This is a genomic window from Psychrilyobacter piezotolerans (genome assembly GCF_003391055.1).
Taxonomy (GTDB): Bacteria; Fusobacteriota; Fusobacteriia; order Fusobacteriales; family Fusobacteriaceae; genus Psychrilyobacter; species Psychrilyobacter piezotolerans.
In genome coordinates this window covers 1-20,706 of record NZ_QUAJ01000005.1, presented here as the reverse complement: position 1 = coordinate 20,706, position 20,706 = coordinate 1, and the positions used below count along the sequence as shown (strand labels likewise).

Genomic DNA, 20,706 nt, shown 5'->3' with positions numbered 1-20,706 from the left:
ACAGGCTTGTTATATTTAATTATTTTTAGGAGGAAGAGGAAAAGAGATGAAGAGAAGTTTTTACAAAACGTTATTTATATTGGCACTGCCAATAACAATTCAAAGTTTAATATTGGCATCTGTAAATATGGCAGATGTATTTATGATTGGAAAATTAGGAGGTATGGAAGTAGCTTCCTTAGGTTTAGCCAACCAGATAGTTTTTTTAATGACAATTTTCATCACGGGAATAAACAGTGGAGCAGCGGTATTTATAGCCCAATATCACGGAAAAAAAGATTATTCCAAGGTGAAATATATCGTATCTATATCTACCATATTGAGTATATTGATGGCACTGTGTTTCTGGTATATATCTTATATTACACCAGAGTATATCATGGGGCTTTATACGAAGGATCCTTTGGTTATAATTACAGCTTCTAAATACCTCAGGGTAGTAGCCTGGTCATATATGGCTTCAGCTGTATCATTTTCCTTCTCTATATTGCTTAGGGGATTAGGAGAAAGCCAATTGCCTATGTTGACAAGTTTTTTATCATTAGTGGTGAATATTGTGCTGAATTATCTGCTTATATTTGGTAATTATGGATTTCCAGAATTAGGAGTAGAAGGTGCCGCCTTAGCCACATCTATAGCCCGTGGGATAGAGTGTGTAGTTGTAGTAGGAGTCATCTATAGGAGAAGATACCCAATAGCTATAAAATTAAAGGAGTTCTTCTCCTTTGATATGGTTGTGTTAAAGTCATTTATTGTAACGGCAGGAGCAGTTATTATAAATGACACCTTATGGGCATTGGGACAGACTGTGTACAGCGGTATTTATGGCAGGATAGGAACGGAGTCATTAGCCGCAATAAATATAGAAAATAGTTTTGAAAGATTAGCAATAGCTGGAGTAATTGGATTTTCTAATGCAGCCACAGTAATGATAGCTCATAAAATAGGACAGGGGAAATTAAGCGAAGCCTATTCTGATGGGAAAAAATTCTACAAAGTTTCATTCGGTCTAGCACTTCTTTTAGCAGCTCCTCTAGGGTTATTCTCCTCTAAGTTAGTTGGAATGTATAATGTAGATGAAAATGTATTGAAACTTGGTCAATATACATTGATAGCATTCTGCATATCTTTCCCATTTAAGGCACTGAGCATGACAAAGATGGTAGGAGTCCTGAGAGGCGGTGGAGATACGAAGTTTGTTATGGGAATAAATCTTATAGCTCTATGGGTGGTCGGGATACCTGGTGCAATATTTGCAGCCTTTTATTTGGAACTACCTATATACATAGTATACTTAGCTACTTTAGCTGAGGAATTTATTCGTATTTTAATTGGAATGAAAAGATTTGTAAGCAAGAGGTGGATAAATAAATTGGCATAAAACATTTTTTTTAAAATTAACAACTGAAAATTTATAGAAATAGAGGTATAAATTTTTAGACAGATACACGGTAAAAAATTGACTTTATATCTAATTAGATATACGTTAAGTTTTCATAAAATATTAATCAACTTACAAAAGGAGTAAAAAACATGAATTTAAATTTAATTAAAGAATCTATCGAGGAAAATGTATACCATATCCATTTGGATACAGAGGTTCCTATGCATGAACATGCCGATTGTGATGAAGTGTTTTATTGTATAAAAGGTTCCGGTTTTGGAGTTTTAGAAGATGGGGAAGTGGAGTTAAATGTAGGAGATACCTTTGTTGTTCCTGCCGGGACAATGCATTCCCTTAGAAGTGATGGTGATTTGTATGTGGTAGCTGTTCTTATCCCTGTAGATAAAATTATTTGTCACTGTAAACAAGTGAGTTTTGGGGATATCAGGAGAGCAATGGTTGGCGGTGCTCGTACTCTAGAGGAGATACAAGAAATCACAGGAGCAGGCACAGGCTGCGGTGGATGCATTGAAAAGGTAGAAAAAATATTAGCAGTAGCATGTGGATGTAAAGCTGTTTCTATGGAAACTGTAGTTAATGCAGTTAAAGATGGTGCAGATACAGTTGAAAAAATTGGAGAAGCAACGGGAGCAGGTACTGAATGTGGAAAATGCAAAGCTCTGCTGCAAAACATAATTGACACAAAAAAGTAATAAAACTATGCTCTTGTATAAAAACGCAAGAGAGTATATTGAAAAATTTAATCGCGTTACAATAATTTATTAGGAGGAATAACCTATGTTTAAACGAATTGACCATATAGCATTTACTGTGAAGGATAGAGCCAAATCTATACATTTTTATGAAGAATATTTTGGCTTTAAAAAATATTTTGAGCACGATGTACCTTTTCCCGCAGTAGAAAAAATAGTTTATCTCAAGCTGGGGGATACTGTTTTAGAGATGATGCACTTGACGACTGGTTCAGGTTCAGCAGATCAGGGATTTCACTTCTGTCTTGAAAGCGATAACTTCGACGAAGACTATGCCCGTCTGGTAAATGCCGGTATCCCTGTGGATACCGAACCTCATCTTGTTGAAGCAAGAGAACCAAGGGAAGAGGGTTGGCGTAGAGTAGTCTTTGTCGGTCCCGACGGAGAATTGATAGAATTTAGAGGGTAAAAACTTAAATAGGGGGATAACATATAATGTTTAGAAGTATTTTTCAACCAATTAAAATTGGTAATTTAGAAATTAAAAACAGATTAGTTAATACAGGGGTGGCAACAAGTTACTGCAATCCAGATGGGATAGCAACTAATAGACTTATTGAATATTATGAGGCGAGAGCTAAAGGTGGATGGGGATTAATAATCACAGACAACTATGGTATTGATGAGTTATGTAAAGATTCACCATTTGTTCCAGGTGTATGGAATGATGAACAAATTGAAAGTCATTCTAAGTTAACAGAAAGAGTTCATAACTATGGTGGAAGGATAGTTGCTCAAATCGGTCATCCTGGAAGAGAAGTTAAAAACTATTTATCTTTACCTAAAGCAGTTGTTGCACCATCACCTATAAAGGACCCAAATACTTTCTATCCTTTAGATGTGCCTCATGAACTTAACGTTGAAGAAATAAAAGAAATTGTAGAAAATTTCAGTGATGCTGCATTAAGAGTAAAAAAGGCAGGATATGATGGGGTAGAACTAAAAGGGGGATATGGATATTTAATAAATCAATTCTTATCACCTTTTTCAAATAAAAGAACTGATGAATATGGAGGGACCATATTAAATAGATGCCGTTTCCTATTAGAAATAATAGAAAGTGTTAGAGAAAAAGTTGGAGAAGACTACTTAATCTCTGTTAGAATTTCTGCTGATGAATTTGTAGATGGTGGACTTACTATAGAAGATTCAAAAGTAATAGCCAGACTACTAGAAAAGGCAGGGATAGATCTTCTTAATGTAGCCTTTGGAGTATACAAATCTATGTATTATATGGCGCCACCATCAGCAGTTCCACATGGATTCTTTGTTGATTTAGCATCTGAAATTAAAAAGATTGTATCTATCCCGGTAATAGCAGTAGGAAGAATTAACACTCCACTTATTGCTGAAACAGTATTATTGTCAGAAAAAGCTGATTTAGTAGCTATGAGCAGAGCTGGTCTTGCTGATCCGGAACTGCCAAACAAAGCAAAAGAAGGAAGACTTGAAGACATTATTCACTGTATTGGATGTCTACAAGGATGCGTAGGAGCTTATTTTAAAGGGCAGCCAGTGCACTGTTTAGTAAATCCCGAAAGTGGAAAGGAAAAAGAATTAAGCATTAAGCCAGCGTTAAATAAAAAGAAAGTTTTCATTGTAGGTGGTGGAATTGCTGGAATGGAAGCAGCGATAGTTGCAGCTAAAAGAGGACATGAAGTACATTTATATGAAAAAGAAGATAAATTGGGTGGTCAGTGGTTATTAGCAGCGGTACCTCCTCATAAAGAAGAGCTTAACACATTGACAGTGTGGCAAAAGACGCAGTTAGGTAAGCTGGGAGTAAATATTTTCTTAAAAACAGAACTTACAGAAGAAATTGTTGATAAAGAAAATCCAGATGCAGTTATTATAGCTACAGGAGCAAATCCTATTGTGCCTGGTATTCCTGGAGTAGATTCAGGTAATGTTATAATAGCACAGGATATTTTAGCTGGTAGAAAAAATACCGGAAATAATGTAGTTGTAATAGGTGGAGGTCAAGTAGGTGCGGAGACAGCTGCACATCTAGCTAACCATGGCAGCAGAGTAACTATTGTAGAAATGCAGGATGCTATCGCAAAACTTGGAATACCATTAGTCAACCATTTCTTAATGAAAGATTTAAAAGAAAATAATGTAAATATAATGCTAAATACAGCGGTAAAAGAAATCTTTGAAGATAGTGTATTAGTTGAAAGAAACAACGAAGAAATAAAATTAGATAATATTGATACTGTTGTAATGGCAATAGGTTCTAGATCTGAAAATAAATTGGCAGACATTTTGAAAAATAAAGTGAAAGAAGTAATAACTATAGGTGATGCAGTGAAGGTTAGAGATGGTATTAATGCTCTAGAAGAAGGGTATAAAGCAGGTCTTCAAATATAATTATACATGCGACACCTGGAACTTCTTTAAGGGCATATGTTGGATAAAAAAAATCTTGACTTTACTTGGATATCCAAGTAAAATAGATTTATGAGATATGACAATACGATTAATTTAATAAGTAAAATTAGAGAAATTTCCAGCATGTTTATTATTTCTGAATTAGAAAAACTGGGAATAAAAGGAATTGTCCCTTCCCACGGTGATATCATAGTTACACTGATAAAACATGGGGAATTGACAATGACTGAAATTGCAGAAAAAATCAACAAAGACCGTTCAACTGTTACCACCTTGGTAAAAAAATTGAATAAGATTGGCTTTACAGCCACAAAGAAAAACGAAAGCGATCAGCGATCAAATTTCGTATTTCTAACACCTAAAGGGAAGGAGTTAGAGGAAGGTTTTAATCAAATTTCTGAGAAATTATATGATATCCAATTTAAAGGAGTTAAAGAAGAAGAAAAAGAAATTTTTAGAAATGTTTTAATCAAAATATACAATAATTTTAAAGAAGAAAAATAGAATTAGTCCCACTAATTCTATTTTTTTAAAAACATACTTGGACATCCAAGTAAATGGAGGTTGAATTTAAAAAAATTAACATACTGTTCAAAGTTGAAATTATGAAGACCTTTATAAGATCTTCAATAATTTTTAATTAATTTATATAAGGAGTGAAAATATGAAAAAAATATTTTTAAAAACATTAGCAGTTATTCTCTTGTTATTTCTCATGGCATGTTCAAAAGAGCAGACAGAAACCCTTCGTGTAGGAATGGATTTAAAATTTTATCCGTTTACAGGGTCTGATAATAATGGAAATCCGTCGGGCATAGAGATAGATATTGCTGAAGCATTGGGAGAATATTTAGGGAAAAATGTAGAAATTGTTAATACTGAATTTTCCATGCTTATTCCTGCCCTCCAGAGAAAAGAGATAGATATCATTATCGGTTCTATGAGCATTACCGAAGAACGTGAAAAAACAGTTGATTTTAGTAACCCTTATTTATACGGTAAAATTGTAGCTTTAGTAAATAAAGAATTTGCTGATTTTCATGATATCACAAATGATATGCCTATTGAGAAGTTTTTTAATATTAAAAACACTAATTTTATTGGGATAAACGGTTCAATAGCTGTATCGATTCCCCAGTCATACGGTTACGAAGTTAAAAGTATAACTTCTGATGCTGTGGCTGAACGAGAAGTTGTTACAGGTAATTCCGATGCTTTAGTCGGATCATATACTCTTTACGGTATGCATGCTACAAATAAAGATACAACAATTATGTATAAAAACCCTATAGAGTTCAGTTTAACAGGTATGGCGGTTAAGCAAGGAAATGCCGAGCTGTTAAAGAAGGTTAATGAGTTTATTGAAAAAATGGAATCAAGCGGTTTAAATAATCAATTAAGAAAGGATTGGGATCAAGCAATTAAAGAAAAGTTATATGATGATAATATGACTTTAGATTACTATTTATCCCCTGGTCAATGATTATGTTAAAGAAAAGAATATTACCGGTTATTGTTATTGCCATTGTCTATATACTTTTTTTTACTTTTATTATCAATCAGGTAGCAGATGTACTGGATTTTTCAGTTATTTTCCAATACAAAAAACAATTGATAAAAGCTATAGGAACAACAGTTTTTTTGAGTTTAGCAGTATTGTTTGCAAGTATGATTGTAGGGTTTCTCTTGTTTTTAATGACAGAATCTTCCAATAGATATTTAAAGTATTTGATTATAGTATATAAAGAGATCGTTATGGGAACCCCCTTGCTGGTTTTAGTGTTCGTTGTAGTTTACATAATAGGTGTGGCTTTTAATATCAGTGATAAACTGATGTTAGGTTTTACGGCTCTTACACTTTATATGAGTCCTTATATGACCAATGTTTATGAAGGGGCTTATAATACAATTGATGAAAATCAATTTATCGTAATGGATTTCTACGGATTTAATCTTTTTCAGAGATATCGTTATATTATTTTACCGCAGATGATCAAGTCAATTATCCCTGGATTAATTAATAATCTATCCTCCATAGTAAAGGGAACTTCCATTTTAAGTACAATTGCAATATCTGAAATATTTTATTCGGTTAGTGTAGTTTCTAACCGTACATATCGATATATAGAAGGATATTTTGTACTTTGGATGGTATATTTAGTTATAACAATCCCTTTATCTAGACTGGCAAAATATTATTCAAAACAATGGAATCAAAATGATTAGGAGGTCTCTGTGCAGTTAAAGTTAAAAAACATAAAAAAATCATATGAACAGTTAATTCTCAAAGATATCAGTTTGGAATTATCGGGTTATAAATCTATTGGAATTATCGGGAAAAGCGGATGTGGAAAATCTACACTTCTCAGACTGCTGGCAGGGATTGAATTTGCTGATGCAGGCGAAATAATTATAAATAATACATCTGTTGATAAAAGTAATTTGAAAGAATATCAAAATAAGATTGGAATGGTTTTTCAACAGCATAACCTTTTCCCCCACTTATCTCTTTTAAAAAATATAAGCCTGATTTTAGAAAAAACAAAAGGTTATGAAAAGGAAGAAGCCGAGGAGATAGGAAAAAATCTTTTAAGACAGCTGCATTTAGAAAATGAAATGCATAAAAAACCTTCAAAAGTTTCAGGAGGACAAGCTCAAAGAGCAGCAATAGCCAGAGCACTGTCAACCGATCCAAAATTAATCTTTATGGATGAACCTACAGCAGCACTCGATCCGATACTTACAAAAGAGGTATTAGAAGCAGTTACTGAATTGAGAACTTCTGGAAAACACTTTATTTTTGTAACACATGAAATAAGTTTTGTAAAAAAATTTGCAGATTATGTATTGTTTATGAATGATGGAAAAATTCATGAAAAAGGTGAAGTTAATATTTTAACAGATCCAAACACGGAAGAATTAAAAAAATTTTTAGAACATGAACAGTTTTAAATTAAAATGTATTTAACGGCCTTAAAGTGCCCCTTTGATTCGGGTAAATTTGTCTATGGAACGCTAGCTGTTGAAGAAGATATAAAGTAGCTGGGGTTAACTTAATAAAAAAAACAAGGAGTGATGAGATGAAAATTAAAGAAATCTACGAATTATTTGACAGGATTGGTGTTCTGACTTTTTCCACTATTTACAACAACGAAGTTCACAGCAGAGTAGCTCATTTTAACGGATGTGATGAAGAGGGAATATATTTTAGAACTATGTGGAATAAACCTTTTGGGAGACAACTTATGGAAACTGGAAAAATAACTGTCTGCGGTGTAAGTGATACCAGAATATTATCTCACGACGGAGATTTAGGAGCTGAGTTTCCCCCAGGTTATTCTATCAGACTTATCGGTGAAGTCAGATTTATGCCTGAAGAAGAAGTCAGAGAAAAAGCCAAAACAAACAAGGACCTTCAGCTGGCTGTATATGATATGGATAAGTATTCCGCTATGAAAAAAGGAAACTTCATGATACATAAGGCAAAAGTTGAAATCTTCGATTTTGATTTTTCTTGTAAAAACAGAGATCATAAATTATTGAGAACAAGAGCTGCTTTTGGGGGTATGCCGTATAATGAAGCTGGTCCAAAGATAACAGACAGGTGTATCCAATGTGGATTATGTTATAAAAAATGCAGCTTTAAAGCAATAGAAAAGGGAACTCCATACCGTGTAATCTCTGAGAGATGTGATGATTGTGGTGACTGTATTTCAGTATGTCCGGTGGGTGCAATAGACTTATCTTCTCCGTTTTAAAATAAAAATTTTAACTAAATTAAATATTTAAACTTTGTACTATTTAATTCACCGGATCATACAATTTTTTTAAGGAGATAGTTTATGAATTTAATAGAAATGGCTGATTATTTATTAAAAAACCTATTGGAAGAAAAAAGAAAGTACGGCAGGATAGCCATACCTAAGGATATAGAAGGGAAAAAAATACTTATCCGTCATCTGATGAATATAAGAGAGGCTCTTCCTGTTTCAGATGATTTTTTAAATGTACAGGATAAGTATTTAAAAACCATAAACAATAAGATAACAGATGCAGATAATTTAAAATCTGTATCAATAGACAGCAGATTAATTTTATGGCAGGGAGATATAACTACTTTAAATGCAGATGCAATAGTGAATGCGGCCAATAACCAGATGTTAGGATGCTTTATCCCAGGTCACAGGTGCATCGATAATGCTATCCATTCTATGGCTGGAATCCAACTTAGACTGGAGTGTGATAGGCTGATGAAGCAGCAGGGATCTCTGGAAAAAACAGGAACCGCTAAGATAACAAGAGGTTATAATCTACCTTCAAAATATATTATTCATACGGTAGGTCCTATTATAAAAGGGAAGCTGAAAGATCATGACATTGAAGATTTAAGAAATTGTTATCTGTCATGTATGAAAATAGCAGATGAATATAAATTGGAATCTATAGCTTTTTGTTGTATTTCCACGGGAGAATTTAGATTTCCCAATGAAGAGGCTGCTGAAACAGCTGTTAATACAGTAACTGAATATTTAAAAGGCAGTACAAATTTAAAAAGGGTGATTTTTAATGTTTTCAAAGATAAAGACAATGAAATATACAAAAAACTCCTCCGATGATATTAAAAAAATCAAAAACTGGATTAAGGAAGCTGACGCAATAGTAATTGGTGGTGGTGCCGGTCTTTCAGCATCTGGAGGATTAAATTATTATGATGTTGAATTAGTAAAAAAATGGTTTCCTGAATATTATAAGATGGGATTTAATTCCCTTCCTGCCCTTCAGGGACGATACTGGGTTTTAAAGGATTCTAATCCTCAAAAATATTGGGGATACTGGGCAAGACATATATACCATATAAGATATGAAACTGAACTTTTAAAGAGCCATTCACTTCTATATGAGTTAGTAAAAGATAAAGATCACTTTATAATTACAAGTAATGCTGACGGACAGTTTGAAAAAACAGAATTTTCAAAGGAAAGAATATTTGCCCCGCAAGGTGATTACGCTTTTTTCCAGTGTTCTGAACCATGTTCCGATGAAATTTATTATAATGCCCATATGGTAAGAACTATGATAGATAATATGATCTCTCCATATGAAATAGATAAAAAGGATATCCCATTGTGTCCAAGGTGTAACAAGCCTCTTGTGCCGAACCTCAGATGCGATAACACCTTCGTAGAAACCCCTCATATGAAAAACCTTGGAGATTACAAAGGTTTCATCAATAAAAATAAAGGTAAAAAACTGTTATTTCTTGAATTGGGGATAGGTTATAATACCCCCGGCTTGATCAGGTACCCCTTTGAGATTATGACCCAGGAGTTTGAAAATGCCAGCCTTGTAAGAATAAATAAATCGGATTCACGGCTTAATGAAAATCTTAAAAATAAAGCCATATCACTAGGTGAAGATATTATAAAAGTATTGGAAAAGTTATTAAATAAATAGAAAAAAGGAGATAAAAATGAATGAAATCATTAAATTTTTAGAAGAAAATCCACATACATATTTAGCTACAGTTGAAAAGGGAGAACCCAGAGTAAGACCCTTTGATTTTATGTATGGTGAAGGAAATAGATTTTATTTTTGTACAAATAATCAAAAAGAAGTATATAATCAGCTTATGGTAAATCCTAATGTTGAGTTATCTGTTATGAACAATAAGATGGAATGGGCAAGATTACGTGGGAAAACCGTATTTCTTGACAATATTACTGTTAAAGAAAAAATATTAGAGATAAGCCCCATCGTTAAATCAATTTATAAAACAGCTGATAATCCGGCACTAGAATGTTTTTATATAGAAAAATGGGAAGCAGTTATTGGCAGCCTTTCAGGAAAACCTTCCAAAAGATATAAATCTTTATAGATTATGAATATTTCCTGAATTATGTGTAAAATATAAAGGGAAAATTCAATTCCAATAAATAATTATGTAAGTTTAAAACTCCATATGATATTATAGGAAGGTATAAAATCTATAATTTTAGGAGCACCTCTTATGAAAAAAAATATTGCCCTCCTTGCAGGGGGGAAAAATTCCCGAATGGGCGGCTTTACCAAATCTTTTTTAAAATTTCAAAATGAGTATTTTCTCCAGAGAATCCTGGATGAATTCAATGATTTTGATAGGATAGCCATAATATCCAATGAAAAAAACTTATATAAGGAATATCAGGTAGAGACCTTTGAAGACCTTATAAGGGGCAAGGGACCCCTGGGAGGGATCTATACAGCTCTTTCATCCGTCAGCGACAGCTGTTTCATCGCGGCCTGTGATATGCCCTTTTTAAGCCAGGAAAAAATCCTGAATTTTTATAATGACTTGGATAATTTCGATGCTGTAATCCCAATCTACAAGGATCGGCCTCAGCCTCTCTGTGCTCTCTATAACATAAGTATTCTTAAATATATCAAAGAGGCTATAAATAACGATGATCTCAAGATAATGATCCCCTTAAGGAAAGCCAAGGTTAAATTTGTAGAGATAGATGATGACAGGTTATTTGTAAATATAAATACCCCGGAAGAATATAGGGAACTCACTCTTTAGATCCTTTCTATTCTCATTTTAAAAAAAAATACCCCACCCAAAAACTTTTTCCAGCAGTCGTTTAAGCCCGATTTAATTAATTTTTAATTTTACTTTACACAATTCCCCAGGGAGTATATAATTACGATAAATATAAATATTTTTAATAATTAGGAGGAAATATGAGTATAAAATTAAATTCAGTTAAGGAGTTAAGGAAACTTACTCTTCAGGCAATCGTAGATCTTTATGAAAATGGAGTGTTATTAGAAGAACTTACTAAACTGCCTAAGATGCTGTTAAGTGGGGAAAAACCAACCTACAGGGATTCAATCTACAGGGAAAGAGAGATTTTAAAACAGAGAATAAAGGTCTATTTAAATTTCAATATCAATAAAGTTAGAGACATGGAACTTTTTGAGTTATTAGATCTGTTAAAAAAGAAATTCAATTGTGAAAAAATTCCCGCTGAATATGAAGGTAGAGACTATGCTGTGGAAGTTATTGAAGAAGCATGTGACCAGTGTCCGAGTGGTCAATATTATGCAACAGACCTCTGCAGAAACTGTATCGCACATTCTTGCAAGGCAGTATGTCCTAAAAATGCAATTACTTTTTCTAAAGGAAGAGCTATAATAGATGCTGAAAAATGTGTTGGCTGCGGACTTTGTGAAAAAGCATGTGATTATTCTGCAATCGTTAAATTATCAAGACCTTGTGAGAAAGCATGCGGTGTAGGAGCTATAAAAGCTAATGAAAAAGGTGTTGCAAGTATAGATAGAAGCAAATGTGTTTCATGCGGAGCATGTCATTCTGCATGTCCATTTGGTGCTGTAGAATCCCCAACCCATCTGATAGATGTTGCATCTCATATAAAAAATAATAATAAAGTTGTTGCAATGTTTGCACCCGCTATAATTACACAGTTTGGTGCAGGCATTACTTTGGAAAAAATAAAATCATTGTTTTTAGAGCTTGGATTTACCAAATCAATTGAAGTGGCATTAGGTGCAGATATGGTAATCAATGAGGAAGCTGGTGAAATGGAGACAAGAGAGGAAAAAATGACTACTTCCTGCTGTCCGGCTTTCTACGAGTATATAAAACTTCACCAGCCGGACATGACAAAATATATATCCCATGTAGATTCTCCTATGATGGCTCTGGCTAAAAAGCTTAAAGAGGAAGATTCTGAATATAAGATAGTATTTATCGGTCCTTGCACTGCTAAAAAGGTAGAGGCTGTAAAATATGGTATAGTAGACAATGTGTTAACCTTTACAGATATATTATCATGGACAGATGCCAGAGGAATTGATATTAAAGCTTTGGCAAATGATAAAATTGAGGGAAGCTATGATGGTTGGAATTTTGCCAAAAGCGGAGGAGTTGCACAGGCTGTTGTAAATAAATGTGAAAAGGAACTTCAATTAATTCAAATGGATGGAATTAAGGAAGGAGCTCAAGCCTTTAAACAATTCAGATTAGCTAAGTCAAATACACTGCTGGAAGGTATGGGATGTAAAGGCGGTTGTATATGCGGACCTAGTGTAATTCAAAAACCTCTTGTGGCAAAAGCAATGCTTGCAAAACTAAAAAGATAGAGATCAGTGAATAAAAAAGCCCCCCTAACTTTAATAGTGATTAAAGTAATAGGAGGGCTTTTTATTTTTTGATTCATGTAAATAACTATTAATTATTTACATTTAATGGTTTATAATTGCCAAAAATATTACTTATCTTTGTTGAATTTTCTGTATTCAATTTATCCTGAGAAGCCTCCTGTTCTTGATTTTTTTCCTTTTTAAAATCATCAAAAATGTTACTTAGTTTTACTTCACTAGAAAAAGATAAAGAACCGATTACCAACATCATACCTAATATTATTTTTTTCATACCTACTACCTCCATGATTATTCAACCTCAATTATTAAAAAAAATTAATTTATTAACTTATTTTAATATACTTTAACGGTAGTGTCAAGTTATTACAGGTAAAAGTTACAAATAAATAGTCAAAATTTAAAAATTGTATATAAATCATGGTACAAAAAAATTAAAAGAGGTCTATATATAAAATACAGACCTCCTTTTTATAAACTTATTTTTTTCTGGATTTATAGTGGGTGTGTAATAGGTGGTGGCTCTTATGCCCCCCTGGTTTCCCTAAAAAATCTTCATAAAGTTTTTTTACCTCTAAATTTTCATGAGATTTTCTCAAGGCAGATTTTTCATCCGAGTCATATAACCCTATTTTTCTTGTCGCTACAACTCTCATATTGTCCGGGGCAGGTGCTCCTCCCCCATTTAAACATCCTCCAACACAGGCCATTACTTCAACAAAATCAACTGTTGTTTCACCTTTTTTTACTGACTCTAAAAATGGAGTTGCATTTTTAATCCCGTTTATTACTGCAACATTTACTTCTTTTCCTGCTAAAACAAGATTAGCTCTTCTTACCCCTTCAAATCCTCTTACCTCTTTATATTCCAATGAATGACTAGTTTCTCCCAATACATCTGAAACTGTTCTGAGAGCCGCTTCCATTACTCCGCCGGTTGAAGCAAATATCCTGGCGGCTCCTGTTCCTTCACCCAGCAGCCGGTCAAATTCTTCTTCTTTTTCATAACCGGCTAAATTTATTTTATTCAATTTGAATAATTTGGCCAATTCCCTTGTTGTTATTACCATATCAACATCTTTATTTCCCTCATGGTCCATCATTGTATCCCTTATATTTTCATCTTTTTTCGCTGTACAGGGCATTATAGAAACTGAGTATACCTCGGAAGGCTCTACTCCTGATATTTTTGAATAATAACTCTTGGATAGGGCACCAAATATTTGCTGGGGGGACTTGCAGGATGATAGATTATCTAAAAATTCAGGATGGTTGATCTCAGCATAATTTATCCATCCCGGGCAGCATGATGTAAACATAGGCAGCTTACCGCCATTTGTAAATCTGTCTAAAAATTCAGTTCCCTCTTCCATAATAGTCACATCGGCACTAAAATCTGTGGAGAAAACCCTGTCAAAACCTAAATCTTTCAGAGCAGCAACCATTTTTTTAGTTATATCTGTTCCCGGTAAGATTCCGAATTCCTCCCCTATGGTATTTTTAATGGCCGGAGCCATTTGAACCACTATATGTTTCATGGGATTTTTAAGATCATGGTTTAAATTTTTTAAATCTATCTTCTCATGGAGTGCTCCTACCGGACATATTTTTACACACTGACCGCATGAGATGCAATCAGTTTCAGCCACTGTATCGTGGGTCATGCCGATAGACCCGTCCTCTTCCACACAGTAAACTCCGATCCCCTGGATCTCATCACATACTTTCACACATTTTTGGCATTTTATACATTTATTCATATCTCTGACAAATGCAGATGAAGAATTATCTATGGCTGATTTTTCACGGGTACCGTCCCCTCTGTTTTCCACACCATACTCATAGGATATATTTTGAAGCTCACAGTCTCCCATTGCTTTTTCGCAAGTCAGACAGTCATTGGAATGGTCTTTTAAAATTTCTTCAATCCTGTTTTTTCTATACTTTTCCACTTCCTCCGAATGGGTAAATAACTCCATCCCATCCTCAGGGTAGTTATCACAACTTGTAAGAATCCCCCTCCCTGCAATTTCTACCGAGCATACCTTACATACTCCTGCAGGGCTTATATCTTCATGATGACACAGAGTGGGGATCTCTATCCCCATTTCATTTATATTTTGTAAAAGAGTTTTTTCTGTATCAAATATAGATTTTTTTTGATTTATTATAACCTTTACTTTCATTATTTTTTCACCTCATATTTTTCTATAGATACAGTTACTAATTTTAATTCCGGCTCCCCGGATTTCACATCTAAAGCCTTTGTTCCTGTCAGCATATTTGCTGATCCTTCGGCAAAATGGAAAGGCATAAATACAGTGCCCTTTAAGATTTTCTTAGTTTCAACAACCTTTGTCTGGATAGCTCCCCTTCTGGAAGTTACAGTTACCATATCCCCATCTTTTACCCCTATTTCCTCACAGGTTGTTGGATTTATCTCGATATAAGATTCCGGTGACTTTTCATGGAGTCCCTCTGTTTTGGCAGTCATGGTTCTGGTATGATAGTGATATAGATTTCTACCATTGGTCAATACATAGGGATATTTTTCATCCACTATCTCTGCCGGCAGATCATATTCTACAGGAACTATCAGTCCCTTCCCTCTCATAGGTCCGTCCACATGAAGGATAGGTGTCCCGGGATGATTTTTATCCTTTACCGGCCATTGTAATCCTTCTTTTTCTATCCTGTCATAGGATATTCCTGCATATTGCGGTATGAGTCTTGCCATCTCATCCATTATATCTGCCGGACTGTCGTAATGAACATCGTATCCAAATTCATTCATAAGTTCCATAAATATCAGCCAGTCAGCCTTGGCTTCCCCCGGACCTTTTATAGCGCTTCTTACCCTCTGTACCTTTCTTTCGGTATTTGTAAATGTACCGTCTTTTTCGGCAAATGATAATGCCGGCAGGATAAGATCTGCATATTCAGCTGTTTCCGTCATGAAGATGTCCTGGACTACCAAAAAATCCAAAGATTCCAGTGACTGAATAATATGCGTTGTATCGGGGTCGGATACAATTGGATTTTCTCCCATGATAAATAAGAATTTTAGATCCTTATGATGGGCTGCGTCCATAATTTGTGTTATAGTCAACCCTGCTTCTGAAGGTAATTCAACACCCCATTCTTCCCTATATAATTTTCTGAATTTTTCATCCTTAATACTCTTATATCCAGGCAGGGTATCCGGGAATGCACCCATATCACACGACCCCTGCACATTATTCTGCCCCCTCAAAGGATTGATTCCTGTTCCGGGTCTTCCTATCTGCCCCGTTATTAAAGCCAGGTTTGATAATGCAATTACAGCATTGGTTCCTGTTTTAAACTGAGTTATCCCCATTGCATAGTAGATTGAAGAAGCCTTACTTGTGGCATACAATCTGGCAGCTTCTGCTATTTTTTCAGGAGCTACTCCGCATATCTTCGAAGCCATCTCCGGAGTATATTTTTTTACCATTTCCTTTAACTCTTCATACCCTTCAGTATGGTTTTTGATATAATCACTATTGACTAAATTCTCCGAGATAATTACATGAATCATCCCATTTATAAGGGCTATATTGGCCCCTACATTTACCTGCATATATACGTCTGCATCTTCCGATAAATCTATTTCCCTGGGGTCAGCCAGTATTACTTTAGCCCCGTTTCTCAAAGCTTTTTTTATCTTAGCTCCTATTACAGGATGATTTTCCCTTGGATTTGATCCGATTACAAAGATTAAATCCGAATTTTCTGTTTCATGGATACTATTTGTCATAGCTCCGCTTCCTAATGTAGTTGCAAGCCCGGCAACTGTTGCAGCATGTCAGAGACGGGCACAGTGATCTATATTATTGGTTCCAATTGCAACTCTCATAAATTTTTGAAATAAAAAGTTATCTTCATTGGTACATCTGGCAGAAGCTAGTCCTCCAAGTGCATCAGGACCAAATTCTCCCTTTATTTTATTGGCCTTGGATACAAATAATTCATATGCTTCCTTCCAGCCAGCCTCTCTAAACCTACCATTTTCTTTGATTAATGGTGTCTTCAGTCTGTCCGGATGATCTATAAATTTATATCCGAATTTACCCTTTACACACAGCAGCCCGTCATTGGGGCTGGCCAGTACCGGTTCTACTCCTACTACCTTATCTTTCTTGGTAATAAGCTCAAATTGACACCCTACCCCGCAGTATGAACACGTTGTCTGGGTCTTTTTTACTTCCCAATTTCTATATTTTGTCTTTTCCTTGGCCTGGAGAGCTCCTACAGGACAGATACTTACGCAATTCCCGCAAAATACACAGTCGGAATTATTTGTTACCATATCTCCGGCTGTTTTTACCCTTTTTTTATCACTGTCTAAAGTCAACACATCGTTGCATTGTTGTGTTTTGCATACCTCCACACATTTACCACATGAGATACATTTATTTGGATCTATATCATAAAATGGATTACTTCTGTCCAGAGGAAGTTCTTCCCTGCATTCATTATGCCTTTGTTCTACCCCATATTCATAGCAATAATCCTGTAATTTACAGTGCCCTGATTTTTTACATACCAGACAGTCCAAGGGATGATCTGCTATTATAGTTTCCAGGATTTCCCTTCTTTTTTCTATTATTTCCGGAGTATGAGTTTTTATCTCCAGCCCCTCTTCTGCCAATACAGAGCATCCTTTTACTATTTCATTGTTACACTCTACAACACATATCCCGCACTTATCTTCTGTTTCAAATCTTTCATCATAACAGAATGAAGGTATAATGTGTCCTGCTGATTCTGCCGCCTGGCAGATAGTCATATTTTTTGAAGTTTTTACTTCCTGACCATTGATCTTTATCGTAACCATCTTAAGATATCCTCCTACAAAACTTTAAAAAATAATTTAATTTTTCCTTGCTACTTAAAAATTTCACATTTTTCGAAACAATTTTACTCCTTATATTAAAATAAATCAATCATTTTTTAAATATAATTTAACACTAACCACCTTTATTTAAGAATTATTTAATTTAAGTTAACATTTTTTTTTAAAAGTGGTATAATTGCAAAAAAATAGAAAAAGGGGAAAATAGAACTATGTATCCAGTTTGTGAAGAAACCAATGTAAGTCTGTTTATAGATAATCAAAAAATAATTACATTTATGTGTACTCCTGAAAATTTAAAGGAGCTGGCTATGGGTCACCTGTATACACGAAACCTCATTGAAGATATGGAAGACATCGGGTCTATCAGAGTTTGCAATAGTTTAAAAAATATCTATATCACATCTGAGTTTATATCTATGGACCAAGACCTTTCTTTAAACACTGTATTATCAAGCTCTTGCGGCAGTTCCCCCAACTTTAATCTGAAGCTGGATCAAATTTTAGAGTCCCGGATCTCCTTTGATCTGGAAACATTAAAAAATGCCACTATGGAGATGTTTAAATTAGCAGTAAAACATCAGAAGACAGGGGGAATGCACAGCTGTGCTGTATACTGTGCAAATAAAGAGATAATTGCTCTTGAAGATGTGGGAAGACATAATGCTGTGGATAAGATTATAGGAGCCTGCCTGATCAAACATTATGATCTCAGAGATAGTGCTCTCATATCTACCGGCAGGATCTCTACCGATATGATATTAAAATGTGCCGCTGCAGAAATTCCAGTTGTTGTTACCAGGAGTATTCCTACAAGTTCAGCCTTGGAATTAGCCAAAAAAACCGGTATCACAGTGGTTGGACGAATAATGGCTAGCGAGCCCATTATCTATCTAAATGAAGAGCGAATCTTAAAGTAGATCAAATTAAACTATAGATACAGTCAAAATATCTCTGCCACTTTATTGTCATACTTATTTTATCGGAGGATACCATGAAAAAAATAATTTTTACACTTATGCTGCTAATATCACTGGCTAGTTTTGGAGCTTCAAACCAGCTTTTACTGGCTACCACTACCAGTGTGAGAGACAGCGGTCTTTTGGATTATATATTGCCAAATTTTGAAAAGGAAACTGGAATTGATGTAAAGTTTGTAGCAGTTGGTACAGGCCGTGCCCTTAAGATGGGAGAAGACGGTGAGGTAGATGCCCTTCTGGTTCATGCTAAAACATCTGAACTTAAGTTTATAAAAGCCGGGAACGGAATAGACAGAGTTCAATTCATGCATAATTTTTTCATCCTTGTGGGACCTGAAGATGGGAAAAAATTCAAAGATCTGGATGATGCTCTTAACCAGATAAATAAAAACCAATATAAATTTATATCCAGGGGAGATGACTCAGGTACAAACAAAAAAGAAATTTCCCTTTGGAAAAATGAAGGGATAGATACAGACAAAGACTGGTATATTTCCAGTGGAAACGGTATGGCTGCCACCCTTAAAATTGCCAGTGAAAAAGGATATTATACCCTTACAGATATGTCTACTTACTTACACTTAAAAGATCAGTTACATTTAGAGATCAAAGTAGATAACGATAAAAATCTAATCAACGAATATAGCGTTATTACTATAAACCCAGATAAAAATAAGATGATCCACTATGAAAATGCCAAAATATTTATGAATTGGATCACATCCAAGGAAACTAAAAAACTTATCTCTGCATACGGGGTAGAAGAATTTAAAATGCCGCTATTCACAGTTGAATAAATTTTATAGCAAATATATATATTCAACCTAAGTTGCTATTTGTAAAAAAGACCTAAGGATTCCATCCTTAACTGGCTCTGTTTCTTTTTATCTGAAAAAGAAATAGAGGAAAGAAAAACAGACTTTTTCTAAACGATGTTATAGGGGTAAGTCCATGGATCCCCGTTTCTTATCGGGGTGCCTGACGGGCATGGTGGGCACGACGAAACTAGCAATATATTTACTGAGAAGCTAGGAAACATCTAGAAAAAGGAATTTAAAAGAAAAGCTAGACGACTATAAACTTCAGATAAAAGTCCAAAGAAAAGTCAGATATTGGTCTGCGTCAAAAAATGGTTTTTAACCTCAAAAATGATCTCTTAGCGAGTCTCTTTATCTCATTTTCTTAAAATTCTATATTTATGAAATAAACTAATAGTTCTATGACCCTTACTTTTTGATGAAAATTTAAATATCTTATGAGGTAGCAACTTGGGTTACTTAATAAAAAAAAGAGGAGTATCTGCCAAATTTCAGGATAGATATTCCTCTTTTTTTTATTTTAATATCTTTCTGGCCTCTGCCATCCTCTGACCGGCAGTAAATATTATTATCAGGATAAATATAATTACTATTATTTTTAAATACTGCGGGAATAAAATCATCCCTGTAAAAAATATAAAACCTTCAGTTCTTTCTGCTAAACCTGGCTGGTAGTAGAAAGATTTTTCACTTATTTTTGTTGATAACGTTCCCACCGTTAAAAATATAGTCATACTGATTATGATGCTGGATGCAAGGAGGAGAAATAAAAAATTATTTTCCGGATATTTTACAGCCAGCACCAATATTATCCCAATCTCTACTATCCTGTCAAAGGTAATATCCATAAGTGCCCCGAAAAGGTTAGACCCTTTTAACCTGGCAATGGTTCCATCTACAGCATCCAAAAGCCCGGATACCCATAAAAGAATCGCTCCTACCAATGAATAACCCAGATGTATAGATAAAGGGACACTGAGTCCCAATAGAAGGGCTATAATCGTAACTTGATTAGCACTGAGACCCGCCCTTATGCACCTATCTGCAAGATATTTAATTATTGGCTGTACAAACTTTCTTCCATGTGTATCTAACATCTTTTCTCTCCCTATTTGTAAATAGTTTTTTTAATTAATTTTCCTTGATAACTCAATGTATCTATTAAGTTTTTAACTTTGTTAATTTGACAAATAATTACTTATTTATGGATATTTCATAGTATTTAATACTGAAAACAAGAATTTTTGTATAGCAAACAAACGTCCTCACTATTTTTTTTGAAGGCCTTATTCCCTCAATATTCTTATGGCAACTACCCTCCCAT

At 34.5% G+C, this 20,706-nt stretch carries 20 protein-coding genes; 16 read left to right on the top strand and 4 right to left on the bottom strand.

The genetic code is table 11. The features are described from left to right. The first annotated feature begins 46 nt into the window (after positions 1–46). From DYH56_RS03985 to DYH56_RS03920, 14 genes are all read left to right on the top strand, one after another. Positions 47–1,381 carry an MATE family efflux transporter gene (locus DYH56_RS03985; protein ID WP_114641570.1) on the top strand — a complete coding sequence of 445 codons (1,335 nt, stop codon included), beginning with the start codon at positions 47–49 and terminating at the stop codon, positions 1,379–1,381. 152 nt (positions 1,382–1,533) lie between these two features. Then, positions 1,534–2,097 (top strand): (2Fe-2S)-binding protein, encoded by a 564-nt coding sequence (locus DYH56_RS03980; protein ID WP_114641569.1) that lies wholly within the window; start codon positions 1,534–1,536, stop codon positions 2,095–2,097. A gap of 85 nt (positions 2,098–2,182) precedes the next feature. Next, entirely contained in the window at positions 2,183–2,566 is a 384-nt protein-coding gene (locus DYH56_RS03975) for a VOC family protein (RefSeq protein ID WP_114641568.1), read from the top strand. A 26-nt stretch (positions 2,567–2,592) separates the two neighbouring features. Next, a complete protein-coding gene (locus DYH56_RS03970; protein WP_114641567.1) occupies positions 2,593–4,527 on the top strand; it encodes an NAD(P)/FAD-dependent oxidoreductase in 1,935 nt (644 codons plus the stop codon). Positions 4,528–4,617: 90 nt separating this feature from the next. Continuing rightward, positions 4,618–5,052 (top strand): MarR family winged helix-turn-helix transcriptional regulator, encoded by a 435-nt coding sequence (locus DYH56_RS16115; protein WP_114641566.1) that lies wholly within the window; start codon positions 4,618–4,620, stop codon positions 5,050–5,052. Positions 5,053–5,212: 160 nt separating this feature from the next. Continuing rightward, complete coding sequence (locus DYH56_RS03960; protein WP_114641565.1) at positions 5,213–6,031, top strand: transporter substrate-binding domain-containing protein; 819 nt, start codon at positions 5,213–5,215, stop codon at positions 6,029–6,031. A gap of 2 nt (positions 6,032–6,033) precedes the next feature. After that, the gene (locus DYH56_RS03955; protein WP_158539045.1) at positions 6,034–6,774 is read left to right on the top strand and encodes an amino acid ABC transporter permease; all 741 of its coding nucleotides are present in this window, start codon (positions 6,034–6,036) and stop codon (positions 6,772–6,774) included. 9 nt (positions 6,775–6,783) lie between these two features. After that, a complete protein-coding gene (locus DYH56_RS03950) occupies positions 6,784–7,500 on the top strand; it encodes an amino acid ABC transporter ATP-binding protein (protein ID WP_114641563.1) in 717 nt (238 codons plus the stop codon). A 128-nt stretch (positions 7,501–7,628) separates the two neighbouring features. Continuing rightward, positions 7,629–8,306: a 4Fe-4S binding protein gene (locus DYH56_RS16235; protein WP_233499995.1), complete on the top strand. Its 678-nt coding sequence runs from the start codon at positions 7,629–7,631 to the stop codon at positions 8,304–8,306. A gap of 84 nt (positions 8,307–8,390) precedes the next feature. Beyond that, entirely contained in the window at positions 8,391–9,164 is a 774-nt protein-coding gene (locus tag DYH56_RS03940) for a protein-ADP-ribose hydrolase (RefSeq protein ID WP_114641562.1), read from the top strand. Next, the gene (locus DYH56_RS03935) at positions 9,136–10,002 is read left to right on the top strand and encodes an SIR2 family NAD-dependent protein deacylase (RefSeq protein ID WP_199532967.1); all 867 of its coding nucleotides are present in this window, start codon (positions 9,136–9,138) and stop codon (positions 10,000–10,002) included. Before DYH56_RS03940 ends, DYH56_RS03935 begins: the two co-directional genes overlap by 29 nt. A 16-nt stretch (positions 10,003–10,018) precedes the next feature. Continuing rightward, complete coding sequence (locus DYH56_RS03930; protein ID WP_114641560.1) at positions 10,019–10,423, top strand: pyridoxamine 5'-phosphate oxidase family protein; 405 nt, start codon at positions 10,019–10,021, stop codon at positions 10,421–10,423. 132 nt (positions 10,424–10,555) lie between these two features. Further along, positions 10,556–11,107 carry a molybdenum cofactor guanylyltransferase gene (locus DYH56_RS03925; protein ID WP_114641559.1) on the top strand — a complete coding sequence of 184 codons (552 nt, stop codon included), beginning with the start codon at positions 10,556–10,558 and terminating at the stop codon, positions 11,105–11,107. 161 nt (positions 11,108–11,268) lie between these two features. Next, on the top strand, positions 11,269–12,690 hold the full coding sequence (locus DYH56_RS03920; RefSeq protein ID WP_114641558.1) for a monomeric [FeFe] hydrogenase: 1,422 nt from the start codon (positions 11,269–11,271) through the stop codon (positions 12,688–12,690). Positions 12,691–12,778: 88 nt separating this feature from the next. Here the strand turns inward: DYH56_RS03920 and DYH56_RS03915 are convergent, their stop codons facing one another. The 3 genes from DYH56_RS03915 to fdhF all read right to left on the bottom strand — a co-directional run bounded on the left by DYH56_RS03915 (position 12,779) and on the right by fdhF (position 17,566). After that, complete coding sequence (locus DYH56_RS03915; RefSeq protein WP_114641557.1) at positions 12,779–12,982, bottom strand: hypothetical protein; 204 nt, start codon at positions 12,980–12,982, stop codon at positions 12,779–12,781. Between the two features lie 205 nt (positions 12,983–13,187). After that, positions 13,188–14,894: a [FeFe] hydrogenase, group A gene (locus tag DYH56_RS03910; RefSeq protein ID WP_114641556.1), complete on the bottom strand. Its 1,707-nt coding sequence runs from the start codon at positions 14,892–14,894 to the stop codon at positions 13,188–13,190. Continuing rightward, positions 14,894–17,566: a formate dehydrogenase subunit alpha gene (gene fdhF, locus DYH56_RS03905; RefSeq protein WP_114641555.1), complete on the bottom strand. Its 2,673-nt coding sequence runs from the start codon at positions 17,564–17,566 to the stop codon at positions 14,894–14,896. Before fdhF ends, DYH56_RS03910 begins: the two co-directional genes overlap by 1 nt. 230 nt (positions 17,567–17,796) lie before the next feature. Between fdhF and fdhD the strand changes: the two genes are divergently transcribed. After that, positions 17,797–18,504 carry a formate dehydrogenase accessory sulfurtransferase FdhD gene (fdhD, locus tag DYH56_RS03900; RefSeq protein WP_114641554.1) on the top strand — a complete coding sequence of 236 codons (708 nt, stop codon included), beginning with the start codon at positions 17,797–17,799 and terminating at the stop codon, positions 18,502–18,504. A gap of 74 nt (positions 18,505–18,578) precedes the next feature. Beyond that, entirely contained in the window at positions 18,579–19,361 is a 783-nt protein-coding gene (locus DYH56_RS03895; protein ID WP_114641553.1) for an ABC transporter substrate-binding protein, read from the top strand. A 536-nt stretch (positions 19,362–19,897) separates the two neighbouring features. Here DYH56_RS03895 and DYH56_RS03890 read toward each other — a convergent pair. Next, positions 19,898–20,479, bottom strand: a complete 582-nt coding sequence (locus DYH56_RS03890; RefSeq protein WP_114641552.1) for a CDP-alcohol phosphatidyltransferase family protein — start codon at positions 20,477–20,479, stop codon at positions 19,898–19,900. Positions 20,480–20,706 lie beyond the last annotated feature (227 nt).